We start from the raw sequence: 13,982 nt of genomic DNA, 5'->3' as shown, positions 1-13,982 counted from the left end.
GCGGGAATCTCATTTTGCCGGCATATCGAGACGCGAACGAACTTGGATTCCCGCCGTCGCGGGAATGACGTGCCTCGGTCAGCCCTTGAGGCAGTCGGCGCAGCGGCCGTACAACGTCAGCTCATGGCGCTCGACGCTGAAGCCCTTTGGGGCCATGTGGTCGATGTCGCCCGGACACGCGTGCACATCGAACACGCGCTGGCAGTTGGTGCACTGGAAGTGGTGATGGTGGTGTTCGGCCACGCTGGTGGCTTCGTAGCGGGCGCCGTCGCCTGGCAGCGTGACGACCTTGAGCGCGCCGTCGTCCACCAGCGACTTGAGGTTGCGGTAGACCGTGGCCATGCCGAGCTGGCTGACCGCCTGGCTGGCTTCGGTCAGGATTTCTTGTGGCGAAAGTGGGCGGCGCGCATGCTCGATGGCGTGCAGGATGGCTGATTTTTGGCGTGTATTGCGTTGCATGGCTGAAGAATACCTTAAAGCGCCGCCTTTCGACCAGAAGGGGCTTGAATGCTTAATGATAATGCCTTATCATTTCCACGTTAATGATAATGGCTTATCACTAGCGGTGCGTGCCGCGCAGTGACTTGCCGCCTGCCGTTCATCTCCACTTCAAGGATTTCACCATGTCGCAATTCACCAAGCGCAAGCCGCTTTCACTGGCGCTGATGCTGGCCTTCGGCGCGCCGCTGGCCGTTCACGCCCAGACGGCGACCAGCCGTACCGCGTCGGATCCGGACAGCGTGCCGACCGTGGTGGTGTCGGCCAGCGCCCTGGGCGTGGTGCACGATGACATGATCACGCCGGTGACCTCGCTCGGCGGCAGTGAGCTGGTGCGCGCCCGCGAATCGACGCTGGGCGAAACCCTGGCGCACCAGCCGGGCATCACGTCGAGCCACTTCGGCGCCGGCGCCAGCCGCCCGGTGATCCGCGGCATGGACGGCCCGCGCGTGAAAATCCTGTCGGATGGCGCCGAGATCCAGGATGCCTCGACCATCAGCCCCGATCACGCCGTTGCATTCGAACCTGTATTGGCCGAGCGCATCGAAGTGCTGCGCGGCCCGTCGGCGCTGGCCTATGGCGGCGGCGCGGTGGGCGGTGTCGTGAACATCATCGACCGCAAGGTGCCGACCGCGATGCCCGAGAATGGCCTGGAAGGCAGTGCCGAAGTGCGCGCCAATTCGGCCGCGCGCGAAAAGACGGGCGCCTTTGAATTCACTACCGCAGCGGGCAGCAACGTCGCGCTGCACGTGGAAGGCGTCAAGCGCGATGCCGGCGACTACCGCGTCGGCAAGGACTGGGAAGATGGCCGGCGCGTGCTGGGCAGCTACAAGGAAGGCGAGACCGGCACGGTCGGCCTGTCGTGGATCGGCCAGAACGGCTATCTCGGCGCGGCTTATACCAAAGAGCGCACCGAGTACGGCATCCCTGGCCACAACCACGACTTCGAAGGCTGCCATCCGCATGGCGACCACCTGCACTGCGGCAGCCACGAAGAAGAAGAGGGCCACGATCACGGCGAAGAAGATCACGACCATGAGCACGAGCACAGCGAAGTGCCAGTCGTGAAACTCGACAGCGAACGCTGGGACGTGTGCGGCGAGTACCGCAATCCGGTGGCCGGCATCGAGCGCGTGCGCATGCGCGCCTCGTTCACCGATTACGTGCACGACGAGCTGGAAGAGAACGTGGTCTCGACGTCGTTCCGCAACAAGGGCCATGACGCCCGCGTCGAAGCCGTGCACGCCCCGATCGCCGGCCTGCGCGGTGTGTTCGGCCTGCAGACCACGCGCCGCGATTTCTCGGCGCTGGGCGAAGAGGCGTATGTGCCGCCGACCCTCACCAAGAAGCACGCTGCGTTCCTGACCGAGGAATACAAGCTTGCCAACTGGCGCTTCGAGGCCGGCCTGCGCCACGAATGGCAAGACATCGAGGTCGACGCGCCGGGCCTGCGCGACACCGATGCGCGCGGTACGTCGGCATCGGTCGGCGCCGTGTGGAAACTCACGCCAGGCTATTCGCTGGGTACCTCGCTGTCGCGCAGCCATCGCCTGCCGACCGCCGAAGAACTGTATGCGGATGGCGCCCACCTGGCCACGGCTACCTACGAGATCGGCAACCAGGACCTGGAAAAGGAAACCTCGAACAATATCGATCTCACGCTGCGCAAGTTCGAGGGCGACACCACGTTCTCGGTGAGCGCGTTCCACAACAAGGTCGACAACTACATCTATGCGCGCACGCTGGACAACCATGAAGGGTTCCAGCTGGTGCAGTACACGCAGCGCGACGCGGTGTTTACGGGCCTGGAAGGCGAAGTGCGGCAGAAGCTGTCGTCCAACCTGAACGCGACCGTGTTCGGGGACTATGTGCGCGCCCGCTTTGATAACGGTGACGGCAGCCGCAACCTGCCGCGCATCCCGGCCAGCCGCATTGGCGTGAAGCTCGATGGCGACTGGAACCAGTGGCATGGCATGGTCGAGCTGTACCGCGTCGGCAAGCAGGACAAGGTGGCCGAGTACGAGACCGAAACGGGTGGCTACAATATGCTCAATATCGGCACCCACTACTCGACCCGCATCGGCGGCGTGCCGACCCAGTTCTATGCGCGCCTGAACAACCTCACCGACGAACTGGCGTTCAGCCACACGTCGTTCATCAAGAATGCGGCGCCGCTCACTGGCCGCAACGTGACGGCGGGGATCCGCGTCATTTTCTAAGCCTGTCCGCATCATCCGCACCGGCGCACGGCAGATCCTGCCCTGCGCCGGTGGTCATTTGGGGGCAAATCATCGTGTGCGTTGAAGCCTTAACGATAATGGGTTATCATTAGATTCTATCGTTGTTGGCACGTTGCGCGAATGAAGCGAAAGCGCATTTCACCCCCTCCCCCGGATTCCCATGAATGATTCTGTCAGGCGCATGCCGCTTGCACGAGGGCCAGATTCCACTGACGGGCCGTAACCTGACGGCCGGTCTGCGCGTGCTGTTCTGATGCCGATACCACCCACTGGCCCGGACATGCTTGACGCGCGCCCGGCCGGTTTAACTGAAAGGACCAGGGCGATGAAATCCCTGACCAAGAACGCCCTGATCAAATACGGCGATGTTGCCGGCATGACGGCATCGATCCTGTGCCTGATCCACTGCCTGGCGATGCCGCTCGTGATATTGGCGTTTCCGATGCTCGGGCTGGCGCATGTGCACGACACCTTCCACGACACGCTGATTGCGGCGATCACGCTGCCGGTGCTGCTGGCGCTGGTGCCCGGCTACCTGAAGCATCGCGACAAGACGACGCTCTTGGTCGGCATTGGCGGCCTGGCGCTGTTTTTGGCTGCCGTGTTCATCGTCAGCCCGGTGCTGGGCGAACACGCCGAGGCGGCCGTCGCCGTGGTCAGCGGTTTCATGCTGCTGTACGCACACCTGCGCAATCGCCGTCACTGCAAGCGTTGCAGCGCACGTGAGCACGGTGACGCCAGCCAGGTAGGCGCGGCGCCCTGCAACCAGCGCTGATCCGGCGCTTGGCCAGGGTTTTAATTTTCAGGCGAACAGGCGCGCCAGTTCCTGGCCCGGGTTTTCGGCGCGCATGAACGCTTCGCCCACCAGGAACGCGTGCACATTGGCCTCGCGCATGCGCTGCACATCCTGCGGTCCGAGGATGCCCGATTCGGTGATCACCAGGCGGTCCGGCGGAATGCCCGGCAGCAGGCCGAGCGTGGTGTCGAGCGTGACATCGAACGTGCGCAGGTTGCGGTTGTTGATGCCCACCAGGGGCGTGCGCAGTTTCAGCGCCGCCTCGAGTTCTTCACCGTCGTGCACTTCGACCAGCACGTCCATGCCCAGGTCCAGCGCGCATGCTTCCAGTTCGGCCATCAGGCCATGATCCAGCGCTGCCACGATCAACAGGATCGCATCGGCGCCCATCGCGCGCGCTTCATACACCTGGTACGGGTCGACCATGAAGTCCTTGCGCAGGATTGGTAGCTCGCAGGCGGCGCGCGCCTGGCGCAGATAATCGGCACAACCCTGAAAGAAATTCACGTCGGTCAGCACCGACAGGCACGCCGCGCCGTGCTCGGCGTAGCTTTGTGCGATCGCAGCCGGCTGGAAATCGGCGCGCAGCACGCCTTTCGATGGCGAGGCTTTTTTCACTTCGGCGATCACGCCGGCCCGGCCCGCGGCGATCTTCGCGCGCAAGCCGTGCTCGAAGCCGCGCAGGCTGCGGCGCGCGTCGCCATCGCTTTCGACTTCATTGCGCAGGCTGTACAGATCGCGGTGCTTGCGCGCGCTGGCCACTTCGTCGGCCTTCACGGCCAGGATCTTGTCGAGGATGTCGGACATGCAGATTCTTTCGATATTAGTTGGCCGCGCCAAGCTGGCGCGTGACCTGGACGAACTGTTCCAGCTTGGCGATCGCCGCGCCCGACGCAATCGCGGCGCGCGCTTGCTCCAGGCCGGCGCCGATCGAGTCGGCCACGCCTGCCGCATACAGCGCGGTGCCGGCGTTCAGTGCGACGATATCGTGCGCCGGTCCCGGCTCGCCGCGCAGCGCTTCGAGCACGCGCGTCTTGGATTCTTCGGCGTTGTCCACTTTCAGGTTGCGGCTCGAGACCATCTGCAGGCCAAAATCTTCGGGATGGATTTCGTATTCGCGGATCTGGCCGTCGATCAGTTCACCGACCACGGTGCCGGCGCCAAGCGAGACTTCATCCATATTGTCGCGGCCCCACACCACCACCGCGTGCTGTGCGCCGAGGCGCTGTAGCACGCGCACCTGGATGCCCACCAGGTCGGGGTGGAACACGCCCATCAGGATGTTCGGGGCGCCGGCCGGATTGGTCAGCGGGCCGAGGATGTTGAAGATGCTGCGCACACCGAGCTCGCGCCGCACCGGCGCCACGTGCTTCATCGCGGTGTGGTGGTTGGGGGCGAACATGAAGCCGATTCCGGTTTGCGCGATCGATTGCGCGATCTGCTCGGGCGTCAGGTCGATGTGCGCGCCGAAGGCTTCGATCAGGTCGGCGCTGCCGGATGACGACGACACGCTGCGCCCGCCGTGCTTGGCCACGCGCGCGCCGGCAGCGGCGGCGACGAACATCGCCGCGCTCGAGATATTGAAGGTGTTGGCGCCGTCGCCGCCGGTGCCGACGATGTCGAGCAGGCCCGTGGTGTCGGCCATCGGCACCTTGGTCGAGAACTCGCGCATCACTTGGGCGGCGGCGGTGATTTCGCCGATGGTTTCTTTTTTCACGCGCAGGCCGACGGTCAGGGCCGCGACCATCGTCGGCGACATCTCGCCCGACATGATCTGGCGGAACAGATGCAGCATCTCGTCGTGGAAGATCTCGCGGTGTTCAATACAGCGCAGCAGGGCTTCTTGTGGGGTGATCGGCATGGAGAGGTCCAGTATGGTTTCAGTATTCGCTATCGCTGGCACGTCGTTCCCGCGGAGGCGGGAACCCAAGTTTGCTGGCGTGCCTGCGGTGCTGATGATGTACGAGCTGCGGAACCGACTTGGATTCCCACCTTCGTGGGAATGACGGTTGCGTCTAATCAGCGCGTCAGGAAATTCTTCAGCAGCGCATGCCCATGTTCGGACAGGATCGACTCAGGGTGAAACTGCACACCCTCGATGTCGTATTCCTTGTGGCGCACGCCCATGATCTCGCCGTCGTCGGTCCATGCGGTCACTTCAAGGCAGGTCGGCAGCGACGAGCGCTCGATCGCCAGCGAGTGATAGCGGATCACGGTGAAGGGGCTCGGCAGATCCTTGAACACGCCTTGCCCGATGTGCGCGATGTTCGACGTCTTGCCGTGCATGACCTGCTTGGCCCGAATCACCTTGCCGCCAAACGCTTCGCCGATGGCCTGGTGACCGAGGCACACGCCCAGGATCGGTAGCTTGCCCGCGAATTCGCGCAGCACGGCCAGCGAAATGCCGGCATCCTTCGGGGCTTTCGGGCCCGGCGAGATGCAGATGCGGTCGGGCTGCATGGCCGCGATCTGCTCGAGCGTGATTTCGTCGTTGCGCACCGTGCGCACGTCTTCACCCAGTTCGCCGAAATACTGGACGATGTTGTAGGTGAACGAATCGTAGTTGTCGATCATGAGCAGCATGTCAGAACTCTCCATCCAGGCCATCTTGCACTTGCTCGGCCGCGCGCAGCACGGCGCGCGCCTTGTGTTCGGTTTCCTGCCATTCCATCTCGGGGATCGAGTCAGCCACGATGCCGGCGGCGGCCTGTACGTACAGGTTGCCGTCCTTGATCACGCCGGTGCGGATCGCAATGGCCACATCCATCTCGCCGCCGAAACTCAGGTAGCCGCAGGCGCCGCCATAGATGCCGCGCTTGACCGGCTCGAGCTCATCGATCACTTCCATCGCCCGCACCTTCGGCGCGCCGGTGAGCGTACCGGCCGGGAAGGTCGCGCGCAGCACGTCGAGGTTCGACATGCCATCTTTGAGCTTGCCCTCGACGTTCGAGACGATGTGCTGCACGTGCGAGTATTTTTCGATGACCATGCGGTCGGTGACCTTGACGCTGCCGATGTCGGCGATGCGGCCGATGTCGTTGCGCGCCAGGTCGATCAGCATCACATGTTCGGCCACTTCCTTCGGGTCAGCCAGCAGTTCGGCGGCCAGTTCGGCGTCGCGTTCCGGCGTGGCGCCGCGCCCGCGCGTGCCGGCGATCGGGCGCAGCGTGACCTTGCGGCCGCCTTCCGGCAGCGACTCGTTGCGCACCAGGATCTCGGGCGACGAGCCGACGATCTGCATGTCGCCGAAGTTGTAGTAGTACATATACGGCGACGGATTCAGCGAGCGCAGCGAGCGATACAGCGACAGCGGCGAATCGACATACGGCTTGCGGATACGCTGGCCGATCTGCACCTGCATCAGGTCACCGGCCATCACGTATTCGTGGGCCTTGGCGACCGCCTTCAGGTAATCGGCCTTGCTGAAGTCGCGCACCGATTCGGTCCGCACCGAAGCTGATGTGACGGGCGCGTCGACGCTCCGGCGCAGCATCATGCGCAGGTCTTTCAGGCGCTGGCGGCCGCGCGAATAGGCTTCGGGCTGGCCCGGATCGGCGTACACGATCAGGTACAACTTGCCCGACAGGTTGTCGATCACGGCCAGTTCTTCGGTCACCATCAGCTGGATGTCGGGCAGGCCCAGTTCATCGCGCGGCGCGGTATTGACCAGCTTGTGCTCGATGTGGCGCACCGTGTCGTAGCCGAAGTAGCCGGCCAGGCCGCCACAGAAGCGCGGCAGGCCAGGGCGCAGCGCAACCTTGAAACGCGCCTGATACTCCTCGATGAAGTCGAGCGGATTGCCTTCGTGCGACTCGATCACTTCGCCGTTCTTCACGATGTCGGTCAGGTTGCCGGTCGTGCGCAGCAGCGTGTGGGCGGGCAGGCCGATGAACGAGTAGCGCCCGAAGCGTTCGCCGCCGACCACCGATTCGAGCAGGAAGGTGTTCTTGCCGGCGTGGTGCGACTGGGCCAGCTTGAGGTACAGCGTGAGCGGCGTTTCGAGGTCGGCGAAGGCTTCCGCGATCAGTGGGATGCGGTTGTAGCCCTGGTTGGCCAGCGACTTGAATTCGAGTTCGGTCATGTTTTCTCCGGACCGCCACGGGGGAAGGGGGCGGTGGTGTGCTTCAAAAAACCTGCCGGTGGTGCAGCGCAATCGCAATCGCACGAACACCCGGCAGCAATCGGTACGGCTTAGTCAGCCCAGGATTGCCAGCGTCGCCAAAGCCAGGCCTCAAGGGCGCCGGTTTGGTTGACAGTGTGTTTTTTGGTGAAAAACATGGTGGAGAATGGTTGGTTGATTTAGCGTGCCGTCGCGTCGTTCGTCATATTGTGCGCGCTGATTGCGCGTGCCGCGGCCAGCAGCGAATCAACTATACCATCGGATTGAATTTCTTGTACAGGGCGTCCGTGGTTGTACCCGTAGGGGACCGTGAGCACGAAACAGCCGGCGGCGCGGGCGCTCTCGGCATCGTTGGACGAGTCGCCGATGGCAACCACCTGGGATGGCGGGATGTCCAGCGCGGCGCACGCGCCCAGCATCGGCATGGCGTCCGGCTTCTTTCTGGCGAACGAGTCGCCGCCGAACACGTGCTCGAAATACGGCGCCAGGCCTTTCTGGGCCAGCAGCGGCAGCGCGAACGCGATCGGCTTGTTGGTCACGCACACCAGGCGCAGGCCGAGCGCCTGCATCGCCACCAGACCATCGAGCACACCGTCATACAGCGTGCTGCGATTGCCATTGATGGCCAGGTAGTGCCGCTGGTAGCCGGCCATCGCCTGGTCGTACGCGGCGTCGACCTGCGCCGCATCCCAGTCGAGCAGCAGCGCGTCGCGCACCAGTTTTTCTGAACCCTTGCCGACCAGCGGCTTGATGATGGCCTGGCTGATGGGCGCCAGGCCAAGCTCGGCGCGCATGCCGTTCAGGGCCGCCTCGAAGTCGGGCACCGTGTCGAGCATGGTGCCATCGAGGTCGATGATGACGGCCCGGATGAGTGCTGCGCCGGCTCGCATCAGCGTGACACCGTGGCCAGTTCGGCGCGCATGGCGTCGATCACGGCCTTGTAGTCAGGCTTGCCGAAGATGGCCGAGCCGGCGACGAAGGTGTCGGCGCCCGCGGCGGCGGCGGCGGCGATGTTCTCGGCCTTGATGCCGCCATCGACTTCGAGCAGGATGTCGCGGCCCGATTCATCGATCAGGCGGCGCGCGATGGCGATCTTTTTCAGGGCTTCGGGGATGAACGACTGGCCGCCGAAGCCCGGATTGACCGACATGATCAGGATCATGTCGATCTTGTCCATCACGTGCTCGAGGTAGTGCATCGGCGTGCCCGGGTTGAACACCAGGCCGGCCTTGCAGCCGTTGTCGCGGATCAGCTGCAGGGTGCGGTCGATGTGTTCCGATGCTTCCGGGTGGAAGGTGATGATGTTGGCGCCGGCCTTGGCGAAATCGGGGATGATGCGGTCGACCGGCTTGACCATCAGGTGCACGTCGATCGGTACGTCCACGTGCGGGCGGATCGCCTGGCATACGAGCGGGCCGATGGTCAGGTTCGGGACATAATGGTTGTCCATCACGTCGAAGTGGATGATGTCGGCGCCGGCGGCGACGACATTGCGCACTTCTTCACCGAGGCGGGCGAAATCGGCGGACAGGATGCTGGGGGCGATGCGGTAGGTGGTCATGGGGCGACGGTGCGTGTTTTGGTGGGAATCCGCTATTCTACGCCGGTCGCGCCGCCGCCTCCAGAGTCGGCCACGCCACGGTGCGTCGGCGCTTGGCGGCCACAGGCGGTATGATTGTTATTTGCGCCACATGGCGCGCCGGCCCCTGCGAATGGCGCAGCGGCCCAGTCCACGATCACGCAAGGAACCTCGATGCCCGCCTACGATTTCGCTGTCACCGTCAGAACGCAATACCTGGCGGAGCAGTCCGACCCGGACCGGAGCCAGTTCGTGTTCAGCTACACGATCACGATCAAGAACACCGGCAGCATTCCGGCCCAGCTTATTTCGCGTCATTGGGTGATCCTCGACGCCAATAACCAGATGCAGGAAGTCAAGGGCCTGGGCGTCGTTGGCCACCAGCCGCTGCTGGCGCCGGGCGAGCAGTTCGAGTACACCAGCGGCACCCATCTGGGGACGGCGCAGGGCACGATGCGCGGCGAATACTTCTGCGTGGCCGAGGATGGCCATCGGTTCGAGGCGATCATCCCTGAATTCGTGTTGTCGCCGCCGCGCTCGCTGCACTGACGCGCCCGCTGCACTGATTTACGGGGCAGGGTTGTCGTCGCCGTCGTCGTCCTTGCGGCCGGCGAACATGGTCCACCAGACAATGAACACGAGCAGGAACAGCGCCACGCCGGCTTCCACCAGCAAGATCCACATATCGGTCCCCATGGTTCCCATGTATACAATACGCCGCAGTGTACCTGTCCTGATCGCGCTCGTCAGCCTGCTGAGCGCCTGTTCGACCGAGCCGCAGCCACCAAGCCCCTCCGCGCCGCCGCCGGTGACGATGCCGCCGCCGGTCGGGCCGGTAGTGGTGCCCCCGCCTGTGCCACCGCCAGAGGCGCCTGCCACTCCGCCCGCGCCGGTGGCGCCGCTCACGCCGACCACCTTTGCCGCGCTGCCGGGCTGGCAGCAGGACGACGTGCGCCAGGCCTGGCCGGCCTTCCTGCAATCGTGCAGCGTGCTGGCCTCGCGCCAGGCGCCATGGAAGGCGCCGTGCGCGGCGTCGGGTAGCGTCGACGCCAGGGATGTTGCGGCCGTGCGCCGCTTCTTCGAGACCTATTTCACGCCGAACCAGGTGCGCAATCCGGATGGCACCGATACCGGGCTGATTACCGGCTATTACGAAGCGATGCTGTATGGCGCGCGCAAGCGGGGCGGGGCGTTCCAGACGCCGCTGTACCGCGTGCCGGATGACCTGATTACGGTCGACCTTGGCAGCATCTATCCCGACCTGCAGAATCGGCGCCTGCGCGGCCGCCTGTCCGGCAAGACGGTGATTCCGTACCAGAGCCGCGCCGACATCGACCGCGCGCCATTGAGCGGCAAAGAGTTGCTGTGGGTGAGCGATCCGGTGGATGCGTTCTTCCTCGAGGTGCAGGGTTCGGGCCGGGTGCAGCTCGGGTCCGGCGAGACGGTGCGCGTGGGCTATGCCGACCAGAACGGCCATCCCTATAAAGCCATCGGACGCTGGTTCGTGGAGCAGGGGATCATGACGCCAGACCAGGTGTCGGCGCAGTCGATCCGGGCCTGGATCGCGGCCAATCCGGCGCGGCGCCAGGAACTATTCAATGTGAATCCGAGCTATATCTTCTTCACCGAGTCGAAAGTGGCCGATCCGAACGTCGGACCGCGCGGGGCGCTCAATGTGCCGCTCACGCCCGGGCGTTCGATCGCCATCGATCGCACCATCCTGCCGCTGGGCGCGCCGGTATGGCTGTCGACCACGCTGCCGAAGGATGGCGCGCCTCTGCAGCGCCTGGTGATGGGGCAGGATGTGGGCGGCGCGATTCGCGGCGCGGTGCGGGCTGATTTCTTTTTCGGCTTCGGGCGGGAAGCGACGGAGAATGCCGGCCTCATGAAGCAAAGCGGGACGATGTGGGTGCTGTTGCCTAAATAATTGACTGTCGGCACTGTTGCGTGCCGGCTCCCACTTGACGTTCACGGAAAGCGCTACAATCGCGACGGTAATGTCCAACCAGATAAGGGTGTCCCATGGAATATGCTGACCTGTTGATCGAGACCCACGGCAAGGTCGCCGTGGTACGCCTGAACCGGCCGAAGGCGATGAACGCGCTGAACGACAATATGATGAACGAGCTGGGCGTTGCCCTGCGCGCCTTCGATCGGGACGCGGCAGTCAATGTCATCGTGTTGACGGGCAGTGATAAGGCGTTCGCGGCCGGGGCCGACATTGCCGCCATGGCGCAGTACGATTACCAGGAAACCTACGGCAATAACTATATTGGCCGCAACTGGGAACATATCCTCGCTATCCGCAAGCCAGTCATTGGCGTGGTCTCGGGCTATTGCCTGGGTGGCGGCTGCGAGCTGGCGATGATGTGCGATTTCCTGATCGCCGCCGATAGCGCCAAGTTCGGCCAGCCTGAAATCAAGGTCGGCGTCACCCCGGGCGCCGGCGGCACGCAACGCTTGCCGCGCGCGATTTCCAAGTCGAAGGCGATGGACATGCTGCTTACCACCCGTATGATCGATGCCGCCGAGGCTGAGCGTACGGGGCTGGTGTCTCGCGTGTACCCTGCGGCGGACGTGATGGATGAGGCGATCAAGATCGCGCAGGGCATTGCCGAGATGCCCGTGTCGGTTGCCATGCAGATCAAGGATTGCGTCAACCAGGCCTACGAGATGACGCTGAGCCAGGGCGTTGCCTATGAGCGCCGCTATTTCCACGCCGGTTTCGGCACCCCTGCTCAGAAAGAAGGCATGTCGGCTTTCCTTGAAAAGCGCAAACCTGATTTCGAAGGACATTGAACCATGAACAAGCGCGCCAAATTATGGCTGGTCTTGCCAACGGCGTTGCTTGCGGGCGCATTAACGTTGTCGAGCTGCTCGTCGCTGCCGCCGCTGGAGGGCCGCGTTGCCAGTACGGCGATGACGGATACCGACAATACCCGGCTTGGCAAGGCGCTCCTGCCGCTGACGAGCGCGCATCCCGACCTCGTTGGCATTCATGGCCTGGCCGATGGGCGCGATGCGTTTGCCGCGCGCGCCGTGCTGGCCCAGGCGGCCGATCGCAGCCTGGACGTTCAATACTATATCTGGCGTAACGACACGACCGGCATGCTGATGTTCAACGCGCTGCGCAAGGCGGCCGAGCGCGGTGTGCGGGTGCGTCTGCTGCTGGACGATAACAATACGGGCGGTCTGGACGCGATCCTGGCGACGCTCGACGCGCATCCGCAGATCGAAGTGCGCCTGTTTAATCCGAACGGGATTCGTTCGATGCGCACGCTTGGCCTGGTCGCCGATTTCTGGCGACTGAACCGGCGCATGCACAATAAATCGTTCACTGCCGATAACAAGGTCACGATCATCGGCGGACGCAATGTGGGTGATGAGTATTTCGGCGCGGCGGGCGATATCTCGTTTGCCGACCTCGATGTGATTGCCGCAGGCCCGGTGGTCAAGGCGGTATCCGACGATTTTGACCGGTATTGGAACAGCCCATCGGCGTATCCGCTGGCCTTGATGGTGACCGATCCAGAGCCGGCGCCGCCGGCAGCGGTCGATCCTGATGCAAAAGCGTATCTGGACGCGATCCAGCAGTCGGCATTCTTGCAGCAGATGCTTGGCGGGACGCTGCAGCTGGAATGGGCGCATGCCCGCTTCCTCAGCGACGATCCGGCCAAGGTGCTGGACAAATCGACGCCGGATGCAAATATCGCGACCAGGCTCAAGGCGTTGTTCGGCCAGCCGGAACGCAATCTGGATCTGGTCTCGCCGTATTTCGTGCCGGGCGAGGATGGAGCGGCCGCTGTGCTCGAGATAGCGAAGAAGGGCGCCAAAATCCGTATCCTGACCAATTCACTCGAGGCGACCGACGTCGCCGCCGTCCATGCGGGCTATGCCAAATGGCGCAAGCCGCTGCTGGAGGCGGGCGTGGAGCTGTATGAATTGCGACGCGCGTCGACCGACGAGCCATCGCGCGAAAAGAAACGCAGCGGCGCCGGCTTTGGCAGTTCCGATGCGAGCCTGCATGCGAAGACGTTTGGCGTGGATGGCAACCGCATCTTTGTCGGCTCTTTCAATTTCGACCAGCGTTCGATTCATCTGAATACAGAAATGGGAATGGTGATCGACAGCGTTGAACTGGCCGATCGCCTGAGTAAAACGCTGGACCGCACCCTGCCAATGCGCGCCTACGAGGTGTTGCTGGATGAAAAGGGGAATGTCTATTGGGTTGAAGGGCGTGACGGCAAGCTGGTCCGACACGACGTGGAGCCGGGAACGACCTGGCTGAAGCGGGCTGCGGTGAATGGATTGTCCTGGCTGCCGATCGACTGGCTTTTGTAGGACAGATTCTGCGGTTGTAGGACTGAATCTTTCTTTCGTCCCCTCTTGCGGAACCCTGGCGAGGTTTGTTATAGTTCGCCTCCGCTTCGGTGCTGACCGAAAATGTTAACGTAATCAAGTGGTTATGAGAGCAAGGTCTCCAGAGAAATCTGAGTCGAAGCGAAATGAAGGGGTTGACGAGATTGTAGGAATGCTTCATACTCTTCCTCCTCTGCTGCTAACGAACACAACGCTTCGTAGTCAACAGCAGATGCAGCACCGAATAAAGTTCTTTAAAAATTAACAGTCGATAAGTGTGGGCGTTTGATGAAGGTGCCAAGAACTTCGGTTCTTGATTACTTAAATTATCAAATGTTCACAAAAAAGAAATACGTTGTCTCAGCAATGAGATAACGGTCAGTATTTTGA

Annotated in this window: 14 protein-coding genes; 6 read left to right on the top strand and 8 right to left on the bottom strand. The window is 63.1% G+C overall.

Features of this window, described 5'->3' with window-relative positions; translation table 11 throughout:
- Positions 1 to 78: 78 nt before the first annotated feature.
- A complete protein-coding gene (locus tag AB2N08_RS19985) occupies positions 79 to 459 on the bottom strand; it encodes a Fur family transcriptional regulator (RefSeq protein WP_367612658.1) in 381 nt (126 codons plus the stop codon).
- A gap of 164 nt (positions 460 to 623) precedes the next feature.
- Here AB2N08_RS19985 and AB2N08_RS19980 point away from each other — a divergent pair, with 164 nt between their 5' ends.
- Both AB2N08_RS19980 and AB2N08_RS19975 read left to right on the top strand, forming a co-directional pair.
- Entirely contained in the window at positions 624 to 2,717 is a 2,094-nt protein-coding gene (locus tag AB2N08_RS19980) for a TonB-dependent receptor domain-containing protein (protein ID WP_367612657.1), read from the top strand.
- A 346-nt stretch (positions 2,718 to 3,063) separates the two neighbouring features.
- Positions 3,064 to 3,513, top strand: coding sequence for a MerC domain-containing protein (locus AB2N08_RS19975; RefSeq protein ID WP_367612656.1), 450 nt, complete (start codon positions 3,064 to 3,066; stop codon positions 3,511 to 3,513).
- Between the two features lie 27 nt (positions 3,514 to 3,540).
- Here the strand turns inward: AB2N08_RS19975 and trpC are convergent, their stop codons facing one another.
- The 6 genes from trpC to rpe form a co-directional block, all read right to left on the bottom strand.
- The gene (gene trpC / locus AB2N08_RS19970; RefSeq protein WP_367612655.1) at positions 3,541 to 4,341 is read right to left on the bottom strand and encodes an indole-3-glycerol phosphate synthase TrpC; all 801 of its coding nucleotides are present in this window, start codon (positions 4,339 to 4,341) and stop codon (positions 3,541 to 3,543) included.
- A 16-nt stretch (positions 4,342 to 4,357) separates the two neighbouring features.
- Positions 4,358 to 5,395: an anthranilate phosphoribosyltransferase gene (gene trpD, locus AB2N08_RS19965; protein ID WP_367612654.1), complete on the bottom strand. Its 1,038-nt coding sequence runs from the start codon at positions 5,393 to 5,395 to the stop codon at positions 4,358 to 4,360.
- A gap of 158 nt (positions 5,396 to 5,553) precedes the next feature.
- Complete coding sequence (locus AB2N08_RS19960) at positions 5,554 to 6,117, bottom strand: anthranilate synthase component II (RefSeq protein ID WP_367612653.1); 564 nt, start codon at positions 6,115 to 6,117, stop codon at positions 5,554 to 5,556.
- A gap of 1 nt (position 6,118) precedes the next feature.
- Positions 6,119 to 7,615: an anthranilate synthase component I gene (trpE, locus tag AB2N08_RS19955; protein ID WP_367612652.1), complete on the bottom strand. Its 1,497-nt coding sequence runs from the start codon at positions 7,613 to 7,615 to the stop codon at positions 6,119 to 6,121.
- Between the two features lie 218 nt (positions 7,616 to 7,833).
- Positions 7,834 to 8,544 (bottom strand): phosphoglycolate phosphatase, encoded by a 711-nt coding sequence (locus AB2N08_RS19950; RefSeq protein WP_367612651.1) that lies wholly within the window; start codon positions 8,542 to 8,544, stop codon positions 7,834 to 7,836.
- Positions 8,544 to 9,215 carry a ribulose-phosphate 3-epimerase gene (gene rpe, locus AB2N08_RS19945; RefSeq protein ID WP_367612650.1) on the bottom strand — a complete coding sequence of 224 codons (672 nt, stop codon included), beginning with the start codon at positions 9,213 to 9,215 and terminating at the stop codon, positions 8,544 to 8,546. The genes AB2N08_RS19950 and rpe overlap by 1 nt, the downstream gene beginning before the upstream one ends.
- Positions 9,216 to 9,407: 192 nt before the next feature.
- Here rpe and apaG point away from each other — a divergent pair, with 192 nt between their 5' ends.
- From apaG to AB2N08_RS19930, 3 genes are all read left to right on the top strand, one after another.
- Entirely contained in the window at positions 9,408 to 9,782 is a 375-nt protein-coding gene (apaG, locus tag AB2N08_RS19940) for a Co2+/Mg2+ efflux protein ApaG (protein WP_367612649.1), read from the top strand.
- A gap of 154 nt (positions 9,783 to 9,936) precedes the next feature.
- Complete coding sequence (gene mltA, locus AB2N08_RS19935) at positions 9,937 to 11,160, top strand: murein transglycosylase A (RefSeq protein WP_367612648.1); 1,224 nt, start codon at positions 9,937 to 9,939, stop codon at positions 11,158 to 11,160.
- Positions 11,161 to 11,255: 95 nt separating this feature from the next.
- Positions 11,256 to 12,032 (top strand): enoyl-CoA hydratase, encoded by a 777-nt coding sequence (locus tag AB2N08_RS19930; RefSeq protein WP_367612647.1) that lies wholly within the window; start codon positions 11,256 to 11,258, stop codon positions 12,030 to 12,032.
- A 60-nt stretch (positions 12,033 to 12,092) separates the two neighbouring features.
- Here the strand turns inward: AB2N08_RS19930 and AB2N08_RS19925 are convergent, their stop codons facing one another.
- Positions 12,093 to 12,311, bottom strand: a complete 219-nt coding sequence (locus AB2N08_RS19925) for a hypothetical protein (protein ID WP_367612646.1) — start codon at positions 12,309 to 12,311, stop codon at positions 12,093 to 12,095.
- Positions 12,312 to 12,341: 30 nt separating this feature from the next.
- Here AB2N08_RS19925 and AB2N08_RS19920 point away from each other — a divergent pair, with 30 nt between their 5' ends.
- Positions 12,342 to 13,574 carry a phospholipase D family protein gene (locus tag AB2N08_RS19920; protein ID WP_367612645.1) on the top strand — a complete coding sequence of 411 codons (1,233 nt, stop codon included), beginning with the start codon at positions 12,342 to 12,344 and terminating at the stop codon, positions 13,572 to 13,574.
- Positions 13,575 to 13,982 lie beyond the last annotated feature (408 nt).

The sequence above is a fragment of the Massilia aurea genome (genome assembly GCF_040790145.1).
GTDB lineage: Bacteria > Pseudomonadota > Gammaproteobacteria > Burkholderiales > Burkholderiaceae_D > Telluria > Telluria aurea_C.
Note: the sequence above shows the minus strand (reverse complement) of the source record. Positions and strands in the feature narration are given on the sequence as shown.

Coding starts and splice junctions, on each gene's coding strand:
- AB2N08_RS19985 (WP_367612658.1), bottom strand. CDS start 459: ATGCAACGCAATACACGCCAAAAATCAGCCATCCTGCACGCCATCGAG.
- AB2N08_RS19980 (WP_367612657.1), top strand. CDS start 624: ATGTCGCAATTCACCAAGCGCAAGCCGCTTTCACTGGCGCTGATGCTG.
- AB2N08_RS19975 (WP_367612656.1), top strand. CDS start 3,064: ATGAAATCCCTGACCAAGAACGCCCTGATCAAATACGGCGATGTTGCC.
- trpC (WP_367612655.1), bottom strand. CDS start 4,341: ATGTCCGACATCCTCGACAAGATCCTGGCCGTGAAGGCCGACGAAGTG.
- trpD (WP_367612654.1), bottom strand. CDS start 5,395: ATGCCGATCACCCCACAAGAAGCCCTGCTGCGCTGTATTGAACACCGC.
- AB2N08_RS19960 (WP_367612653.1), bottom strand. CDS start 6,117: ATGCTGCTCATGATCGACAACTACGATTCGTTCACCTACAACATCGTC.
- trpE (WP_367612652.1), bottom strand. CDS start 7,615: ATGACCGAACTCGAATTCAAGTCGCTGGCCAACCAGGGCTACAACCGC.
- AB2N08_RS19950 (WP_367612651.1), bottom strand. CDS start 8,544: ATGCGAGCCGGCGCAGCACTCATCCGGGCCGTCATCATCGACCTCGAT.
- rpe (WP_367612650.1), bottom strand. CDS start 9,215: ATGACCACCTACCGCATCGCCCCCAGCATCCTGTCCGCCGATTTCGCC.
- apaG (WP_367612649.1), top strand. CDS start 9,408: ATGCCCGCCTACGATTTCGCTGTCACCGTCAGAACGCAATACCTGGCG.
- mltA (WP_367612648.1), top strand. CDS start 9,937: ATGTATACAATACGCCGCAGTGTACCTGTCCTGATCGCGCTCGTCAGC.
- AB2N08_RS19930 (WP_367612647.1), top strand. CDS start 11,256: ATGGAATATGCTGACCTGTTGATCGAGACCCACGGCAAGGTCGCCGTG.
- AB2N08_RS19920 (WP_367612645.1), top strand. CDS start 12,342: ATGCTGATGTTCAACGCGCTGCGCAAGGCGGCCGAGCGCGGTGTGCGG.